General features: G+C 41.0%; 17 protein-coding genes and 2 tRNA genes. 17 read left to right on the top strand and 2 right to left on the bottom strand.

Annotated elements, in window-relative coordinates; genetic code table 11:
• Positions 1–102: 102 nt before the first annotated feature.
• The 15 genes from AB2B49_RS07315 (at position 103) to AB2B49_RS07385 (ending at position 13,170) form a co-directional block, all read left to right on the top strand.
• Positions 103–1,125 (top strand): branched-chain amino acid aminotransferase, encoded by a 1,023-nt coding sequence (locus tag AB2B49_RS07315; RefSeq protein WP_049490137.1) that lies wholly within the window; start codon positions 103–105, stop codon positions 1,123–1,125.
• Positions 1,126–1,237: 112 nt separating this feature from the next.
• Complete coding sequence (locus AB2B49_RS07320) at positions 1,238–1,468, top strand: DUF2969 domain-containing protein (protein ID WP_000037107.1); 231 nt, start codon at positions 1,238–1,240, stop codon at positions 1,466–1,468.
• A gap of 49 nt (positions 1,469–1,517) precedes the next feature.
• A tRNA-Tyr gene (locus AB2B49_RS07325) sits at positions 1,518–1,598 on the top strand.
• Between the two features lie 8 nt (positions 1,599–1,606).
• A tRNA-Gln gene (locus AB2B49_RS07330) sits at positions 1,607–1,678 on the top strand.
• Positions 1,679–1,960: 282 nt separating this feature from the next.
• Positions 1,961–3,163, top strand: a complete 1,203-nt coding sequence (gene rpsA, locus AB2B49_RS07335; RefSeq protein WP_001001617.1) for a 30S ribosomal protein S1 — start codon at positions 1,961–1,963, stop codon at positions 3,161–3,163.
• Between the two features lie 82 nt (positions 3,164–3,245).
• On the top strand, positions 3,246–3,743 hold the full coding sequence (locus AB2B49_RS07340) for a GAF domain-containing protein (protein WP_049505940.1): 498 nt from the start codon (positions 3,246–3,248) through the stop codon (positions 3,741–3,743).
• Positions 3,743–5,401 (top strand): DNA polymerase III subunit gamma/tau, encoded by a 1,659-nt coding sequence (gene dnaX, locus AB2B49_RS07345; RefSeq protein ID WP_049505938.1) that lies wholly within the window; start codon positions 3,743–3,745, stop codon positions 5,399–5,401. Before AB2B49_RS07340 ends, dnaX begins: the two co-directional genes overlap by 1 nt.
• Before the next feature lie 27 nt (positions 5,402–5,428).
• Positions 5,429–5,623 carry a DUF3272 family protein gene (locus AB2B49_RS07350; protein ID WP_000198269.1) on the top strand — a complete coding sequence of 65 codons (195 nt, stop codon included), beginning with the start codon at positions 5,429–5,431 and terminating at the stop codon, positions 5,621–5,623.
• 151 nt (positions 5,624–5,774) lie between these two features.
• Entirely contained in the window at positions 5,775–6,545 is a 771-nt protein-coding gene (gene sufC, locus AB2B49_RS07355; protein WP_000114489.1) for a Fe-S cluster assembly ATPase SufC, read from the top strand.
• A 27-nt stretch (positions 6,546–6,572) separates the two neighbouring features.
• The gene (sufD, locus tag AB2B49_RS07360; RefSeq protein ID WP_049505936.1) at positions 6,573–7,835 is read left to right on the top strand and encodes a Fe-S cluster assembly protein SufD; all 1,263 of its coding nucleotides are present in this window, start codon (positions 6,573–6,575) and stop codon (positions 7,833–7,835) included.
• Positions 7,836–7,845: 10 nt separating this feature from the next.
• On the top strand, positions 7,846–9,072 hold the full coding sequence (locus AB2B49_RS07365; RefSeq protein ID WP_049505935.1) for a cysteine desulfurase: 1,227 nt from the start codon (positions 7,846–7,848) through the stop codon (positions 9,070–9,072).
• Entirely contained in the window at positions 9,059–9,499 is a 441-nt protein-coding gene (gene sufU, locus AB2B49_RS07370; protein ID WP_001218473.1) for a Fe-S cluster assembly sulfur transfer protein SufU, read from the top strand. Before AB2B49_RS07365 ends, sufU begins: the two co-directional genes overlap by 14 nt.
• A 57-nt stretch (positions 9,500–9,556) precedes the next feature.
• Entirely contained in the window at positions 9,557–10,969 is a 1,413-nt protein-coding gene (gene sufB, locus AB2B49_RS07375) for a Fe-S cluster assembly protein SufB (protein WP_000797056.1), read from the top strand.
• Positions 10,970–10,988: 19 nt separating this feature from the next.
• On the top strand, positions 10,989–11,558 hold the full coding sequence (locus AB2B49_RS07380) for a hypothetical protein (protein ID WP_049505933.1): 570 nt from the start codon (positions 10,989–10,991) through the stop codon (positions 11,556–11,558).
• Positions 11,559–11,772: 214 nt separating this feature from the next.
• On the top strand, positions 11,773–13,170 hold the full coding sequence (locus AB2B49_RS07385; RefSeq protein WP_215804735.1) for an APC family permease: 1,398 nt from the start codon (positions 11,773–11,775) through the stop codon (positions 13,168–13,170).
• A gap of 22 nt (positions 13,171–13,192) precedes the next feature.
• On the opposite strand, the gene AB2B49_RS07390 is transcribed toward AB2B49_RS07385, so the two are convergent.
• The gene (locus AB2B49_RS07390) at positions 13,193–14,041 is read right to left on the bottom strand and encodes a YitT family protein (RefSeq protein WP_070567545.1); all 849 of its coding nucleotides are present in this window, start codon (positions 14,039–14,041) and stop codon (positions 13,193–13,195) included.
• A 141-nt stretch (positions 14,042–14,182) separates the two neighbouring features.
• On the opposite strand from AB2B49_RS07390, the gene AB2B49_RS07395 reads away from it, so the two are divergent.
• Complete coding sequence (locus tag AB2B49_RS07395) at positions 14,183–15,019, top strand: DegV family protein (RefSeq protein WP_000195456.1); 837 nt, start codon at positions 14,183–14,185, stop codon at positions 15,017–15,019.
• Between the two features lie 107 nt (positions 15,020–15,126).
• Positions 15,127–15,402 (top strand): HU family DNA-binding protein, encoded by a 276-nt coding sequence (locus tag AB2B49_RS07400; RefSeq protein WP_001284636.1) that lies wholly within the window; start codon positions 15,127–15,129, stop codon positions 15,400–15,402.
• 131 nt (positions 15,403–15,533) lie between these two features.
• On the opposite strand, the gene AB2B49_RS07405 is transcribed toward AB2B49_RS07400, so the two are convergent.
• Complete coding sequence (locus AB2B49_RS07405; RefSeq protein WP_000127489.1) at positions 15,534–16,520, bottom strand: L-lactate dehydrogenase; 987 nt, start codon at positions 16,518–16,520, stop codon at positions 15,534–15,536.
• Between the last annotated feature and the right edge of the window lie 120 nt (positions 16,521–16,640).

Consider the following 16,640-nt stretch of genomic DNA (forward strand, 5'->3'; position numbering starts at 1 on the left):
TTATGTTGAAAAAATTTTCAGAAAATTACAAATAATACTTGAAATTTCACTAGAAAAGTGTAGAATAGAACACATAGTTTGATTAGTATAAAGGAGAAACACATGACAGTTGCAATTGATTGGGAAAACCTTGGATTTGCTTATATGAAATTACCTTACCGTTATATCGCTCACTACAAAAATGGTCAATGGGATCAAGGAGAATTGACAGAGGATGCAACCTTGCATATTTCAGAGTCTTCTCCAAGTCTCCACTATGGACAGCAAGCATTTGAGGGATTGAAAGCCTATCGTACCAAGGACGGCAGTGTTCAATTGTTCCGTCCTGACGAAAATGCTAAGCGTTTGCAACGTACTTGTGACCGTCTTTTGATGCCACAAGTTCCAACAGAAATGTTTGTAGAAGCTTGTAAAGCAGTTGTGCGTGCAAATGAAGAATACGTCCCACCATATGGAACAGGTGGAACCCTTTATCTTCGTCCACTTTTGATTGGTGTTGGGGATATTATTGGGGTTAAACCAGCAGAAGAATATATTTTCACCATCTTTGCTATGCCAGTAGGTAACTATTTTAAAGGTGGTTTAGTCCCAACTAACTTCTTGATTCAGGATGAATACGACCGTGCAGCTCCAAATGGTACGGGTGCGGCTAAGGTTGGAGGTAACTATGCTGCTAGTCTCCTCCCAGGTAAAATGGCCAAGTCACGCCAATTTTCAGATGTTATCTACCTAGATCCATCTACACATACAAAGATTGAAGAAGTCGGATCAGCTAACTTCTTTGGAATTACAGCTGACAATGAATTTGTAACACCATTGAGTCCATCCATCTTGCCATCCATTACCAAGTACTCTTTGCTTTACTTGGCAGAACACCGCTTGGGATTGACTCCGATTGAAGGCGATGTTCCAATCGATAATTTGGAGCGTTTTGTAGAGGCAGGTGCTTGTGGAACAGCAGCGGTCATTTCTCCAATTGGGGGAATCCAACATGGCGATGATTTCCATGTTTTCTATAGTGAAACAGAAGTAGGTCCTGTTACACGTAAACTCTATGACGAATTGACCGGTATCCAATTTGGTGATGTAGAAGCGCCTGAAGGATGGATTGTCAAAGTGGACTAAAAGACATGAAGTAAAGAAGAACTCCGTAGCAGTTGTAATGGCTGAAATGGAGTTTTTTCTTGCTAGTTTGAACATTTTCTTGTACAATAGAAAAAGTGAAAAGAGGTACAGTATGAGTAAAAAAGATAAGAAAATTGAAATCCAATTAACGGATGCAAAAGTGACTGTTGGAAAAGACAGCTATGAAGGATACGTTTTGACGATCGGGAAAAAGGTTATTGGGGAAATTGCCGAATTAGATAGCCAATTTGCCATCATAAAGAATGGAAATGTCGATAGTTTTTATAAAAAACTTGAAAAAGCTGTGGAAATTTTGATTGAAAACTATAATTTGACAAAATAATACTTGTTTTATTGAAAATTTCATGATATAATAGTTCTCGTTAAACATTGGAGAGATAGCGAAGAGGCTAAACGCGGCGGACTGTAAATCCGCTCCTTCGGGTTCGGGGGTTCGAATCCCTCTCTCTCCATTCATCAATGGGGTATAGCCAAGCGGTAAGGCAAGGGACTTTGACTCCCTCATGCGTTGGTTCGAATCCAGCTACCCCAGTTCTTAGGTAATAAATTCAAGATAAAAAGAAAAATATCTTAGGGTATTTTATTTTTATAATTGAAAGACGTGAACGATATGAACATGTCTTTGCGGGTGCTTAGGAAAAAAATTATAAGTANCTTAGGTAATAAATTCAAGATAAAAAGAAAAATATCTTAGGGTATTTTATTTTTATAATTGAAAGACGTGAACGATATGAACATGTCTTTGCGGGTGCTTAGGAAAAAAATTATAAGTATGTCAAGTTTGGAAAAACTTGATTGTTGGAGGATTTTTTAGATGAACGAATTTGAAGATTTGCTAAATAGCGTTAGCCAAGTTGAGCCTGGTGATGTTGTTAGTGCTGAAGTATTGACAGTTGATGCGACTCAAGCTAACGTTGCAATCTCTGGGACTGGTGTTGAAGGTGTCTTGACTCTTCGCGAATTGACAAACGATCGCGATGCAGATATCAATGACTTTGTTAAAGTAGGAGAAGTATTGGATGTTCTTGTACTTCGTCAAGTAGTTGGTAAAGATACTGATACAGTTACATACCTTGTATCTAAAAAACGCCTTGAAGCTCGCAAAGCATGGGACAAACTTGTAGGACGCGAAGAAGAAGTTGTTACTGTTAAAGGAACTCGTGCCGTTAAAGGTGGACTTTCAGTAGAATTTGAAGGTGTTCGTGGATTTATCCCAGCTTCAATGTTGGATACTCGTTTCGTACGTAACACTGAGCGTTTCGTAGGTCAAGAATTTGATGCTAAAATCAAGGAAGTTGATCCTAAAGAAAACCGTTTCATCCTTTCACGTCGTGAAGTTGTTGAAGCAGCTACTGCAGCAGCTCGTGCTGAAGTATTCGGTAAATTGGCTGTTGGTGATGTCGTAACTGGTAAAGTTGCTCGTATCACTAGCTTTGGTGCTTTCATCGACCTTGGTGGAGTTGACGGATTGGTTCACTTGACTGAATTGTCACACGAACGTAACGTATCACCTAAATCAGTTGTAACTGTTGGTGAAGAAATCGAAGTGAAGATCCTTGATCTTAACGAAGAAGAAGGTCGCGTATCACTTTCACTTAAAGCAACAACACCTGGACCATGGGATGGCGTTGAGCAAAAATTGGCTAAAGGTGATGTAGTAGAAGGAACAGTTAAACGTTTGACTGACTTTGGTGCATTTGTTGAGGTATTGCCAGGTATCGATGGACTTGTTCACGTATCACAAATTTCACACAAACGTATCGAAAATCCAAAAGAAGCTCTTACTGTTGGTCAAGAAGTTACTGTTAAAGTCCTTGATGTTAACGCTGACGCAGAACGTGTATCACTTTCTATCAAAGCTCTTGAAGAACGTCCAGCTCAAGAAGAAGGACAAAAAGAAGAAAAACGTGCTGCTCGTCCACGTCGTCCAAAACGTCAAGAAAAACGTGATTTCGAACTTCCAGAAACACAAACAGGATTCTCAATGGCTGACTTGTTCGGTGATATCGAACTTTAATCAAATTGATAATCACAAAATCCTTTGTTTAAAACAAGGGATTTTTCTTTTGTCTCTTTCTCATTTTTGATATAATAGTTCTATGTTAGATTCAGAAAAACAATCACAATATCAATTGTTAAATGAGGAACTTTCTTATTTACTTGAAGGTGAGACCAATGTTCTTGCCAATCTTTCGAATGCTAGTGCCCTCCTAAAATCTCGCTTTCCGAATACTGTATTTGCAGGGTTTTATCTGTTTGATGGTAACGAGTTGATTTTAGGGCCTTTTCAGGGCGGCGTTTCGTGCATTCGCATTCCGCTTGGGAAAGGCGTGTGTGGAGAAGCTGCTGAGTTTCAAGAGACTGTTTTAGTTGGGGATGTGAGCACCTATCCAAACTACATTTCTTGTGATAGTATGGCCAAGAGTGAAATCGTGGTTCCCATGCTCAAGAATGGTCAATTGCTGGGTGTCTTAGACCTGGATTCTTCACTTATTGATGATTACAATGCCATTGACCGCGATTACTTGGAACAATTTGTCGCTATTTTGCTTGAGAAGACAGAATGGGACTTTACGATGTTTGAGGAGAAAGCCTAATGTATCAAGCACTTTATCGAAAATATAGAAGCCAGACTTTTTCACAACTAGTAGGTCAAGAAGTCGTGGCTAAAACCCTAAAACAAGCGGTCGAGCAGGAAAAGATTAGTCATGCCTATCTTTTCTCAGGCCCTCGTGGGACTGGGAAGACCAGCGTAGCCAAGATTTTTGCCAAGGCTATGAACTGCCCGAACCAAGTGGACGGAGAACCATGTAATAACTGCTATATCTGCCAAGCAGTGACAGAAGGTAGCTTAGAAGATGTTATCGAAATGGATGCGGCTTCGAATAACGGAGTTGATGAAATCCGAGAAATTCGTGATAAATCCACCTATGCTCCTAGTTTGGCACGTTATAAGGTCTATATCATAGACGAGGTTCATATGCTGTCTACAGGAGCTTTTAATGCGCTTTTAAAGACGTTAGAAGAACCAACTCAAAATGTTGTCTTTATCTTGGCGACTACCGAATTGCACAAGATTCCAGCAACTATTTTATCGCGTGTCCAACGTTTTGAGTTTAAATCGATTCGAAAGCAAGATATCACGGCACATATTCATCATATTTTAGAAAAAGAAAATATCAGTTCTGAACCAGATGCTGTGGAAATCATTGCCAGACGAGCTGAAGGTGGAATGCGGGATGCCTTGTCTATTCTGGACCAAGCCTTGAGTTTGACACAGGGAAATGAGCTCACGACTGCTATCTCTGAGGAGATTACAGGCACCATTAGTCTATCAGCACTTGATGACTATGTAGCTGCCTTGTCTCAGCAGGATGTTCCAAAAGCGCTTGATTCTTTGAATCTTTTGTTTGAAAATGGCAAGAGCATGACTCGTTTTGTGACGGATCTCTTGCAGTATTTGCGTGATCTACTAGTTGTTCAGACAGGTGGCGAAAATACTCATCACAGTCCAGTTTTTATGGACAATCTAGCTCTTTCTCAGGAAAGTCTCTTTGAAATGATTCGAATAGCGACTGTGAGCTTGGCGGATATGAAAGCTAGCCTGCAACCTAAGATTTATGCTGAGATGATGACCATTCGTTTAGCGGAGATTAAGCCTGAACCAATGTTTTCAGAAGCTGTCGAAGGTGAGATTTCTGCACTGAGACAGGAAGTCGCTCGTCTCAAACAAGAACTTGCTAATGTTGGAACGGTGCCTAAACAAGTGGCGCCAGTCCCTAGCCGTCCAGCCACTTCCAAGACAGTCTATCGAGTAGACCGTAATAAGGTTCAGGCTATCCTACAAGAAGCTGTTGAACATCCTGAATTGGCACGGCAAAACTTGATTCGCCTACAGAATGCGTGGGGAGAAGTGATTGAGAGTTTAGCTGGACCTGATAAGGCTCTTCTCGTAGGTTCTCAACCAGTTGCGGCCAACGAACACCATGCGATTTTAGCTTTTGAATCCAATTTCAATGCAGGACAAACCATGAAACGGGATAACCTCAATACCATGTTTGGCAATATTCTCAGCCAGGCGGCTGGATTTTCACCTGAAATCCTGGCAATTTCCCTAGAGGAATGGAAAGAGGTTCGTGCAGCATTTTCAGCTAAAAACAAGTCTTCTCAGGCAGATCAAGAGGTAGAAGAAGAGAGCCTGATTCCAGAGGGATTTGAATTTCTGGCTGATAAAGTCATGGTCGAAGAAGACTAAAAGTGGATTTCATGGTACAATAATCCTATGACTAGACAACAATTTATCGTGATAGCACTATTTACTGCTGCTGAGACTTATTTTTTCAATGAAGCTTGGATGACTGGTCGCTATTTCATGGCAGCCTTTTGGGCCATTCTACTTTTTCGAAATTTTAGATTAAGTTATGTAATGGGGAAAATAGTAGATGCCATTGATCAGCACCTAAACCGCAAGGATTAGTCACTAGCTTCTAAACAAAATCAAAGCCTTTTAGGCTTTTTTTTGTTATACTAGTAGAGTATATTTATGGACCTTTTCTTGTATTTTTTGAGAAATGTAAGTGATTTCTCTAAGGATAAAGGGAGTAGGCTAGAAAAAGAAAGGAACTATCATGTCAGTATTAGAGATCAAAGATCTTCACGTTGAGATTGAAGGAAAAGAAATTTTGAAAGGAGTCAATCTGACTCTGAAAACAGGAGAAATCGCAGCTATCATGGGACCAAATGGTACTGGTAAATCGACTCTTTCTGCCGCTATCATGGGGAACCCTAACTATGAAGTTACTAAAGGTGAGGTCTTGTTTGATGGCGTAAATATCCTTGAGTTGGAAGTGGACGAGCGTGCGCGTATGGGACTTTTCCTTGCTATGCAATACCCATCTGAAATTCCTGGAATTACCAATGCAGAGTTTCTTCGTGCAGCCATGAATGCTGGTAAAGAAGATGATGAAAAGATTTCGGTTCGTGAGTTCATCACTAAACTAGACGAGAAAATGGAATTGCTCAACATGAAAGAAGAAATGGCAGAGCGTTACCTAAACGAAGGTTTCTCTGGTGGTGAGAAAAAACGTAATGAAATTCTTCAACTCTTGATGTTGGAACCAACTTTTGCCCTTTTGGATGAGATTGACTCAGGTCTTGATATTGACGCCCTTAAAGTTGTATCGAAAGGTGTCAATGCCATGCGTGGTGAAGGCTTTGGTGCTATGATTATCACACACTACCAACGTCTTTTGAACTACATCACACCTGATGTGGTCCACGTGATGATGGAAGGTCGTGTGGTCCTTTCTGGTGGTCCAGAATTGGCTGCCCGTTTGGAACGTGAAGGATACGCAAAACTAGCTGAAGAACTTGGCTACGACTACAAGGAAGAATTGTAATTCCCTCGTATCTTTTAGGAGAAGTAAATGACTAAAGAGAATATTAAACTTTTTTCAGAAATGCACGCTGAACCAAGCTGGTTGGCTGACCTCCGTCAAAAAGCTTTTGATAAGATTGAGAGTTTGGAATTACCAGTTATTGAGCGTGTCAAATTTCACCGCTGGAATCTGGGAGATGGAACCATCACAGAAAGTGAACCTTCAGCAAATGTTGCAGACTTCACAGCTCTAGATAATCACTTGAAGTTGGTTCAAGTAGGAACGCAGACTGTTTTTGAACAAACTCCAGTTGAATTGGCTGAACAAGGAGTAATCTTTACAGACTTCCACTCAGCTTTAGAAGAAATTCCAGAACTTATTGAGGAATTCTTCATGTCATCAGTTAAGTATGATGACGACAAGTTGGCAGCCTACCACACAGCTTATTTTAACAGTGGTGCTGTTCTCTACATTCCAGATAACGTAGAAATTACAGAGCCAATCGAAGGTATTTTCTACCAAGACAGCGATAGTGATGTGCCATTTAACAAGCATATCCTTATCATTGCTGGTAAAAACAGTAAGATAAGCTATCTTGAACGTCTAGAGTCACGTGGTGGAGGTAGTGCAAAAGCAACTGCCAATATCACAGTTGAAGTGATTGCACGTTCTGGTGCGCAAGTGAAATTTGCTGCTATTGACCGTTTAGGTGAAAATGTCACTGCCTACATTAGCCGCCGTGGTAAACTAGGCAACGATGCAAGCATTGACTGGGCGATTGGTGTCATGAATGAAGGAAATGTCGTTGCGGACTTTGATAGCGACTTGATTGGAAATGGTAGCCATGCTGACCTTAAAGTCGTAGCTCTTTCAAGTGGCCGTCAGGTTCAAGGGATTGATACTCGAGTGACTAACTACGGTTGCAACTCTATCGGAAATATCCTCCAACATGGGGTTATCCTTGAAAAAGCAACTTTGACCTTCAACGGTATCGGTCACATCATCAAAGGCGCTAAGGGAGCAGATGCCCAACAAGAAAGTCGAGTTCTCATGCTTTCAGACCAAGCGCGTTCCGATGCCAACCCAATTCTTTTGATTGATGAAAATGACGTAACTGCAGGTCACGCGGCTTCTATCGGTCAGGTGGATCCAGAAGATATGTACTACCTCATGAGCCGTGGCTTGGATAAGGCAACTGCTGAACGCTTGGTTGTTCTTGGTTTTCTTGGCTCCGTAATTGTTGAGATTCCAGTCAAGGAAGTTCGTGATGAAATGATTGCAACGATCGAAGAAAAATTGTCAAAACGCTAAGGGGAAGCCTATGTTAGATGTAGAAGCGATTCGCAAGGATTTTCCAATTTTAGACCAGATTGTCAACGATGAACCTCTGGTCTATCTGGACAATGCCGCGACGACACAAAAACCACTAGCAGTTCTGGAAACAATCAACCGCTACTATGAGCAGGACAATGCCAATGTTCACCGTGGTGTTCATACCTTGGCTGAGCGGGCGACAGCTTCCTATGAGGCGGCTCGTGAGACCATTCGTAAGTTTATCAATGCAGGCTCTACAAAGGAAGTTCTCTTCACCAGAGGAACGACAACCAGCCTTAACTGGGTGGCATACTTCGCTGAGGAAATCCTGACTGAGGGAGACCAGGTCTTGATTTCTGTCATGGAACACCATTCCAATATCATTCCTTGGCAGGAGGTCTGCCGCAAGACTGGGGCAGAGCTTGTCTATGTTTATCTCAAGAATGGAGCTCTGGATATGGATGACTTGCGAGCTAAATTGACTGATAAAGTCAAGTTTGTCTCCCTAGCTCACGCCTCAAATGTTCTTGGTGTGGTCAATCCGATCAAGGAAATCACTCAATTGGCCCACCAAGTTGGAGCTATTATGGTGGTGGATGGTGCTCAATCTACGCCCCATATGAAGATTGATGTCCAGAACTTGGATGTGGACTTCTTTGCTTTTTCAGGTCACAAGATGGCTGGACCAACTGGTATTGGTGTTCTTTACGGTAAAGAAAAGTATCTGGAACAAATGTCACCAGTTGAGTTTGGTGGCGAGATGATTGATTTCGTCTACGAACAATCTGCTAGTTGGAAGGAATTGCCTTGGAAATTTGAGGCTGGGACTCCCAATATGGCAGGTGCTATCGGACTTGCTGCAGCAGTGGATTATCTGGAAAAGATTGGTATGGATGCCATTGAATCTCATGAACAGGAATTGATTGCATACGTCTTTCCAAAATTGCAGGAAATTGAAGGGTTAACCATTTATGGTTCGCAAGACCTGGCTAAACGTTCAGGTGTCATTGCCTTTAATCTAGGTGACCTTCATCCCCACGACCTCGCGACAGCTCTGGATTATGAAGGAGTAGCGGTTCGTGCCGGTCACCATTGCGCCCAACCTTTGCTTCAGTATTTGGAAGTTCCAGCAACAGCTCGTGCAAGTTTTTATATCTACAATACCAAGGCAGATTGTGACAAGCTAGTCGATGCCCTACAAAAGACAAAGGAGTTTTTCAATGGCACTTTCTAAACTAGATAGCCTTTATATGGCAGTGGTGGCAGACCATTCGAAAAATCCACATCACCAAGGGAAGCTGGAAGATGCTGAGCAAATCAGCCTCAATAATCCAACCTGTGGGGATGTCATCAACCTCTCTGTCAAGTTTGACGCAGAGGACCGTTTGGAAGATATTGCTTTTCTAAATTCAGGATGCACGATTTCAACTGCCTCTGCTAGTATGATGACAGATGCAGTTTTAGGCAAGACCAAACAAGAAATTTTAGAGCTTGCGACCATTTTTTCAGAAATGGTTCAAGGTCAAAAAGATGACCGCCAAGACCAACTTGGCGATGCAGCTTTCTTATCAGGTGTTGCCAAATTCCCACAACGGATTAAGTGTGCAACTCTAGCTTGGAATGCACTTAAGAAAACAATTGAAGATCAAGAAAAACAGTAAGACAAGTTTCTTTTGTCTTATGAATCAGTAGAAATGAAGAATGAAAGAAAGGATATTATGGCTGAAGAAAGAGTAGAACCAAAACCAATTGACCTTGGTGAATATAAATTTGGTTTCCATGACGATGTAGAGCCTGTCCTATCGACAGGAAAAGGATTGAACGAAGAAGTCATTCGCGAATTATCAGCTGCTAAGGGAGAACCTGAGTGGATGTTAGAATTCCGTTTGAAGTCTTATGAAACCTTCAAAAAAATGCCTATGCAAACCTGGGGAGCAGACTTGTCAGAGATTGACTTTGATGACTTGATCTATTACCAAAAACCTTCTGATAAACCAGCCCGTTCTTGGGACGATGTACCTGAAAAAATCAAAGAAACCTTTGAACGTATCGGGATTCCAGAAGCTGAGCGTGCTTATCTAGCAGGGGCCTCTGCTCAGTACGAGTCAGAAGTTGTTTACCACAATATGAAGGAAGAGTTCCAGAAATTGGGTATTATCTTTACAGATACAGATTCTGCCCTCAAGGAATACCCAGACTTGTTTAAACAATACTTTGCGAAGTTGGTACCGCCGACTGATAACAAGTTGGCAGCCCTCAACTCAGCAGTATGGTCTGGTGGAACCTTTATCTACGTACCAAAAGGTGTTAAGGTAGATATCCCACTTCAAACCTACTTCCGTATCAATAACGAAAATACAGGTCAGTTCGAACGTACCTTGATTATTGTTGACGAAGGAGCGAGTGTCCACTACGTAGAAGGCTGTACAGCGCCAACTTATTCAAGTAACAGCTTGCACGCTGCTATTGTAGAAATTTTCGCTTTGGACGGAGCTTATATGCGTTATACAACCATTCAAAACTGGTCTGATAATGTCTATAACTTGGTAACAAAACGTGCCAAAGCCTTGAAAGATGCGACTGTTGAGTGGATCGATGGAAACTTGGGTGCTAAAACAACCATGAAATACCCGTCTGTTTACCTTGATGGAGAAGGAGCGCGTGGAACCATGCTCTCTATCGCCTTTGCCAATGCAGGGCAACACCAAGACACGGGGGCTAAGATGATCCACAACGCCCCACATACAAGCTCGTCTATCGTGTCTAAGTCTATCGCTAAAGGCGGAGGAAAGGTGGACTACCGTGGACAAGTAACCTTTAACAAGAACTCTAAGAAATCTGTTTCTCACATTGAGTGTGATACCATTATCATGGATGACTTGTCAGCATCAGATACCATTCCGTTTAATGAAATTCACAACTCGCAAGTTGCTTTGGAGCACGAAGCCAAAGTATCTAAGATTTCAGAGGAACAACTCTACTACCTCATGAGTCGTGGTTTGTCAGAATCTGAGGCAACCGAGATGATTGTCATGGGATTTGTGGAACCCTTCACAAAAGAACTTCCAATGGAATACGCAGTTGAGCTGAACCGCTTGATTAGCTATGAAATGGAAGGTTCAGTCGGATAAGTCCAAAAAGGAGAAGCAAATGGGATTCTTAAAAAAATTATTTGGTAATGTTGAAAAAGCGAATAAAGGTGAAATTCCTGTCGAGGAAATTGTTCCACCTTTTACAGTTGATTTAGTAGAAGAAGCAGATGATTATTGGCGACAAATGGAACAAAACCTCTTGATAAACGCTGTAAAAGGCGTTGGTGGTCCTGAGGCCGTGGAACGTGCTTTTGTTCTTACTAATTTCAAAGAAAATCAAGAAACCTTTGAGCTCTTTTATCAGGTAAATGGTCAACTTCTTTCATGGAGAGAGATGGATGCGACTGTTGTTGATAAAATCATCAATCAACTCCTTCCGCAAGCGGCAGAAGTAGCGCGTGCAGTAAATGAAAATTATGAAGAGGCAAATGTACCAGTAATCCAGTACGCTATGCTTCAGTTTGAAACTGCAACCATGGCTTGGTTTGGTCGGAAGCTGACAACAGCTTCTCCAGAAGCCCAATTGACTTTTGAAGAATTGGTATCTGGTTGGCGCGCTATTTTGGAACAAGAAGTTCCAAATCGTCCTTTAGACAGTGACCGTCCGTTCCCTTACTTTGAAGTTTAAAAAATCCCAAATCTCCAAAAAACTTTCAATGGAGTATACTGTTGAGCCTACTCGCTTGATCAGTAACTAATTGAAAGAATCAGTGGTTAAAAATGCAAATTCTGAACAGGAATCCTTTCTGTTCAGAATTTTTTTCAAAAAAGAACCTAATAAATATTCACAAAAATACTTTTATATGGTAAAATAAAACAATTACATTTAGTGGAGATGAAGTATGAATATTTTTAGAACCAAGGATGTTAGTCTGAGACAGACAGAGATGCATCGCCATTTGAAATTGTGGGATTTGATTCTTCTAGGGATTGGTGCTATGGTGGGGACGGGGATTTTCACCATTACAGGAACAGCAGCTGCTACCTTAGCTGGTCCATCACTAGTGATTTCCATTGTAATTTCTGCCCTGTGTGTTTCTCTTTCAGCTCTCTTTTTCGCAGAATTTGCCTCTCGTGTGCCTGCTACTGGTGGTGCTTATAGTTACCTCTATGCAATTCTAGGAGAATTGCCAGCCTGGATTGCTGGTTGGCTGACCATCATGGAATTCATGACGGCTGTTTCAGGTGTGGCGTCTGGCTGGGCAGCTTACTTTAAGGGATTGCTCAGTAATTATGGTATCTCCATGCCCCAAGCCTTGAATGGAACCTTTAACCCTGAACAAGGTACCTATATCGATCTTCTACCTATTTTAGTACTGACATTGGTAACGGGATTGGTTTTATTAAATTCTAAGGCAGCTTTGAGATTTAATTCGCTTTTAGTGGTCTTGAAATTCTCAGCTCTCGCCTTATTTATCCTAGTTGGTATTTGGTACATTAAGCCTGAAAATTGGACGAATTTTGCTCCATTTGGTTTTGGTCAACTATATGGTGGAAGTACTGGGATTATGGCGGGCGCATCTTTGATGTTCTTTGGTTTTCTCGGATTTGAATCTATTTCCATGGCAGTTGATGAAATTCAAAGTCCGCAAAAAAATATTCCTCGCGGAATTGTGCTTTCTCTGACAATCGTCACCATTCTCTATGCTTTGGTTACCTTAGTATTGACAGGGATTGTTCACTACAGTAAGCTCAATGTGGACGATGCAGTAGCATTTTCATTACGGAGTATTGGTATCGGCTGGGCGGCAAATTATGTTTCGCTTGTAGCCATTCTAACCCTGATAACCGTATGTATCTCCATGACTTACGCTTTGTCTCGGATGATTTATAGCTTAGCACGTGATGGACTTTTACCTCAAAGTTTCAAACAATTAAGCAAGACTAGTCGCGTTCCTAAAAATGCGACCCTCTTAACAGGAGTTGCTTCAGCCATTGCTGCAGGAGTCTTTCCTCTAGCCAGTATTGCAGCCTTCTTAAATATCTGTACGCTAGCTTATCTCATTTTGCTAGCCTATGGAATAATAAAACTCAGAAAGGATAAGGGGATGCCAAAAGAGGGAGAGTTTAAAACTCCCTTGGTGCCACTTTTGCCAATTCTTTCCATTCTTATCTGTGTTTCCTTTATGCTTCAATATAGTCTAGATACCTGGATTGCCTTTGGTATTGCTCTTCTAGTTGGTCTAGTCATTTACTTTACTTACGGGTTCCGCCATTCAACCCTCGCAGAAGAAGAATAAAAGCTGGGAATTCCCAGCTTTTTTAATCTTTCACATAAGTAAATCCTTCACCCAGAATTTCATGAGCCTCAGTGATAGTGATAAAGGCTTGAGGGTCGATTTTGTGAATCATATCTTTCATTTTAACGATTTCGTTCCGACCTACGATACAGTAGATGATTTTTAAATCCTTTTTGCTGTAGTAGCCTTGACCAGATATAAAGGTAACGCCACGTCCGAGTTCATCGTTAATCTCTTTGGCCAATTGATCAGGATATTGGGTAATAATCATAAATCCTTTACCAGCATAACCCCCTTCACCGATCAAGTCAATAACACGAGCGATGATAAAGTCAAATAAGAGGGTATAGGTAACTAGACGAAGGTCCTGGAAGATAATCAAAATCAACATTAGGATAAAAAAGTCAATCCCAAAGAGCAATTTACCAATCGAAATATTGGTGTATTTGTTGAGGATACGGGCAACGATATCAGAGCCACCAGTGGTTCCACCAGCATTAAAGATAATTCCTAAACCAACCCCTAGTAAGACTCCTGAGACTAAAGCGACAATGATGAGATCTCCTTGCAAGTCGATATGCAAAGGAATGCGCTCAAAGATTGCTAGCCAAATGGAAAGTGAAATAGATCCTAGAAGGCTGGAGTAGAGGGTCTTAGGTCCAAATATCTTCCAAGCCAGGATAAATAAAGGGATATTAATCAAGAGGTTCATCAATGAGACAGGAATCTTAAAAAGATAGTAGGTAATCAAGGTAATACCTGTCGCCCCTCCCTCAAATAAATGATAAGGAACAACAAAGTAAGTAAGACCGAAGGCATAGATAGCAGCTCCAAAAATAATAGTGATAATCGGTTGAAGTTTTCGAATCATGGCTGTTCCTCACTTTTCTATAGATAGATTATACCAAAAATTCAGTTCTTTTCATCGGATCACTTATGATTTTTTATCATTTTTTTGATATAATAAAGGAGAAAATCCCAATCCTATCGAGAAGAATAGAAAGATTGAATTATGACACAAGTAAAAATTGTAACGGACTCTTCTGTTACTATCGAACCAGAAGTAGTTAAAGAATTAAATATCACTGTTGTCCCTCTATCAGTTATGATTGATAGTGTGCTTTATTCGGATGCAGATTTGAAAGAGGGAGAATTCCTTCATCTTATGCAACAAAGTAAGAATCTGCCTAAAACAAGCCAGCCACCTGTAGGAGTGTTTGCTGAGGTCTTTGAAGAACTAGGTAAAGATGGCAGTCAAATTATCGCCATTCACATGTCCCATGCCTTGTCTGGAACTGTGGAAGCTGCTCGCCAAGGGGCAAGTCTCTCAACTGCTGATGTAACAGTTATTGATAGTTCCTTTACAGATCAAGCGATGAAGTTCCAAGTTGTTGAAGCCGCAAAACTTGCTAAAGAGGGTAAAGACTTAGAAACGATCTTAGCTCATGTAGAGGACGTCAAAAATCATACAGAACTTTATATCGGTGTTTCGACGCTAGAAAACTTAGTTAAGGGTGGTCGTATTGGACGTGTGACAGGATTACTAAGCTCACTCTTGAATATTCGTGTAGTAATGCAGATGAAAAACCACGAACTCCAACCAATCGCCAAAGGACGTGGAGCGAAAACTTTCAAAAAGTGGCTTGAGGAATTAACCAATACTCTTTCCCAAAAATCAGTTGCAGAAATTGGAATTTCCTATGCTGGAACGAACGAATGGGCGAATGAGATGAAGGCATTATTGCAACCTTATGTTGAGAAGCCAATCTCTGTATTGGAAACTGGCTCTATTATTCAAACTCATACTGGAGAGAATGCTTGGGCAATTCTAATTCGCTACAATTCCTAAAAAAATAGAGAAAAAATAGTCAAAATAGTGTTTTTGACTTGACCTATAGCCGATTTTAGGATATGATTATATTTGTTAATTAGAAATTATTTGGAGGATTTGTTAACATGGCAAACAAACAAGATTTGATCGCTAAAGTAGCAGAAGCTACAGAATTGACTAAGAAAGATTCAGCAGCAGCAGTTGACGCTGTATTTGCAGCAGTAACTGAATACCTTGCAGCTGGTGAAAAAGTTCAATTGATCGGTTTCGGTAACTTTGAAGTTCGTGAGCGTGCTGCACGTAAAGGTCGCAACCCACAAACTGGTAAAGAAATCAAAATCGCAGCTTCTAAAGTTCCAGCATTCAAAGCTGGTAAAGCTCTTAAAGACGCTGTTAAATAATGAATTTTCAAAAAGCCTATTGTATCAAGCTTCCTAGCTTGATCAACAGGCTTTTTTTGTTTATTTGAAGAGTTGAGTTATGATTCTGTGCAAAAAGAAAAAGGTTCCCATGGATGAGAACCTTCTTTTCATTAGTTTTTAGAAGCTGCTTGGAATTCAGGGTTTTTCCATGCTTCATCAATGATAGCTTGCAATTCTTTAGCTGATGCTTGCATTTTTTGAGTTTCAGCATCGTTCAATGGGATGTTAACTGGGCGAACGATACCGTGTGCACCAACGATAGCAGGTTGACCGATAAAGACATTTTCAACACCGTATTGACCTTCTTGGAATACAGAAAGTGGTAGCACCGCATTTTCATCGTCAAGGATAGCACGAGTGATACGAGCAAGGGCAACGGCGATACCGTAATAAGTAGCACCTTTTTTGTTGATGATTGAGTAAGCTGCATCACGAACTGAGATGAAGAGTTCAACAAGGTCAGCTTCATTCAAGTCACGGTTAGCTTGCAACCATTGTTCCAATTTAACACCGGCAACGTTAGCGTGTGACCAAACAGCAAACTCAGAGTCACCGTGTTCACCCATGATGTAGGCGTGAACTGAACGTGCATCAACACCGATAGTTTCAGCAAGTGCTTGACGGAAACGAGCTGAGTCAAGTGAAGTACCTGAACCGATAACGCGTTCTTTAGGGAAACCTGAGAATTTCCATGTTGAGTATGTCAAGACGTCAACTGGGTTAGCAGCAACAAGGAAGATACCGTCAAATCCAGATGCAACAACTTGTTCAACAATTGATTTGTTGATTGCCAAGTTTTTACCTACAAGGTCAAGACGAGTTTCACCTGGTTTTTGTGGAGCACCAGCAGTGATAACTACAAGGTCTGCATCCGCACAGTCTTCGTACTTAGCTGCATAGATTTTTTTAGGTGAAGTAAAAGCTAGCGCGTGGCTAAGGTCTTCAGCATCACCAACTGCTTTTTCAAACAATTGAGGAATTTCAATGATACCAAGTTCTTGTGCAATTCCTTGTGTTACGAGGGCAAAAGCGTAAGATGAACCTACGGCACCGTCACCGACAAGGATCACTTTTTTGTGTTGTTTAGTTGCTGTCATTTGTCTAAACATCTCCTTTATTTTATTAAGGGGGAACCCCCATTTGATTTCATTCTATCACTTTTGCTAAGCTTTGTCACGGATATACCTTCGGGATAAGTATGTAAACGTTTTAGTGAT

The sequence above is a fragment of the Streptococcus jiangnanensis genome, from assembly GCF_040888325.1.
Classification (GTDB): Bacteria; Bacillota; Bacilli; order Lactobacillales; family Streptococcaceae; genus Streptococcus; species Streptococcus jiangnanensis.

Excerpts from the sequence above, each read along its gene's own strand:
- AB2B49_RS07320 (WP_000037107.1), top strand. The coding sequence starts at position 1,238 with ATGAGTAAAAAAGATAAGAAAATTGAAATCCAATTAACGGATGCAAAA.
- AB2B49_RS07405 (WP_000127489.1), bottom strand. The coding sequence starts at position 16,520 with ATGACAGCAACTAAACAACACAAAAAAGTGATCCTTGTCGGTGACGGT.
- AB2B49_RS07315 (WP_049490137.1), top strand. The coding sequence starts at position 103 with ATGACAGTTGCAATTGATTGGGAAAACCTTGGATTTGCTTATATGAAA.
- AB2B49_RS07350 (WP_000198269.1), top strand. The coding sequence starts at position 5,429 with ATGACTAGACAACAATTTATCGTGATAGCACTATTTACTGCTGCTGAG.
- AB2B49_RS07340 (WP_049505940.1), top strand. The coding sequence starts at position 3,246 with ATGTTAGATTCAGAAAAACAATCACAATATCAATTGTTAAATGAGGAA.
- AB2B49_RS07380 (WP_049505933.1), top strand. The coding sequence starts at position 10,989 with ATGGGATTCTTAAAAAAATTATTTGGTAATGTTGAAAAAGCGAATAAA.
- AB2B49_RS07400 (WP_001284636.1), top strand. The coding sequence starts at position 15,127 with ATGGCAAACAAACAAGATTTGATCGCTAAAGTAGCAGAAGCTACAGAA.
- AB2B49_RS07395 (WP_000195456.1), top strand. The coding sequence starts at position 14,183 with ATGACACAAGTAAAAATTGTAACGGACTCTTCTGTTACTATCGAACCA.
- rpsA (WP_001001617.1), top strand. The coding sequence starts at position 1,961 with ATGAACGAATTTGAAGATTTGCTAAATAGCGTTAGCCAAGTTGAGCCT.
- dnaX (WP_049505938.1), top strand. The coding sequence starts at position 3,743 with ATGTATCAAGCACTTTATCGAAAATATAGAAGCCAGACTTTTTCACAA.
- sufC (WP_000114489.1), top strand. The coding sequence starts at position 5,775 with ATGTCAGTATTAGAGATCAAAGATCTTCACGTTGAGATTGAAGGAAAA.
- AB2B49_RS07365 (WP_049505935.1), top strand. The coding sequence starts at position 7,846 with ATGTTAGATGTAGAAGCGATTCGCAAGGATTTTCCAATTTTAGACCAG.
- AB2B49_RS07390 (WP_070567545.1), bottom strand. The coding sequence starts at position 14,041 with ATGATTCGAAAACTTCAACCGATTATCACTATTATTTTTGGAGCTGCT.
- sufU (WP_001218473.1), top strand. The coding sequence starts at position 9,059 with ATGGCACTTTCTAAACTAGATAGCCTTTATATGGCAGTGGTGGCAGAC.
- sufD (WP_049505936.1), top strand. The coding sequence starts at position 6,573 with ATGACTAAAGAGAATATTAAACTTTTTTCAGAAATGCACGCTGAACCA.
- sufB (WP_000797056.1), top strand. The coding sequence starts at position 9,557 with ATGGCTGAAGAAAGAGTAGAACCAAAACCAATTGACCTTGGTGAATAT.
- AB2B49_RS07385 (WP_215804735.1), top strand. The coding sequence starts at position 11,773 with ATGAATATTTTTAGAACCAAGGATGTTAGTCTGAGACAGACAGAGATG.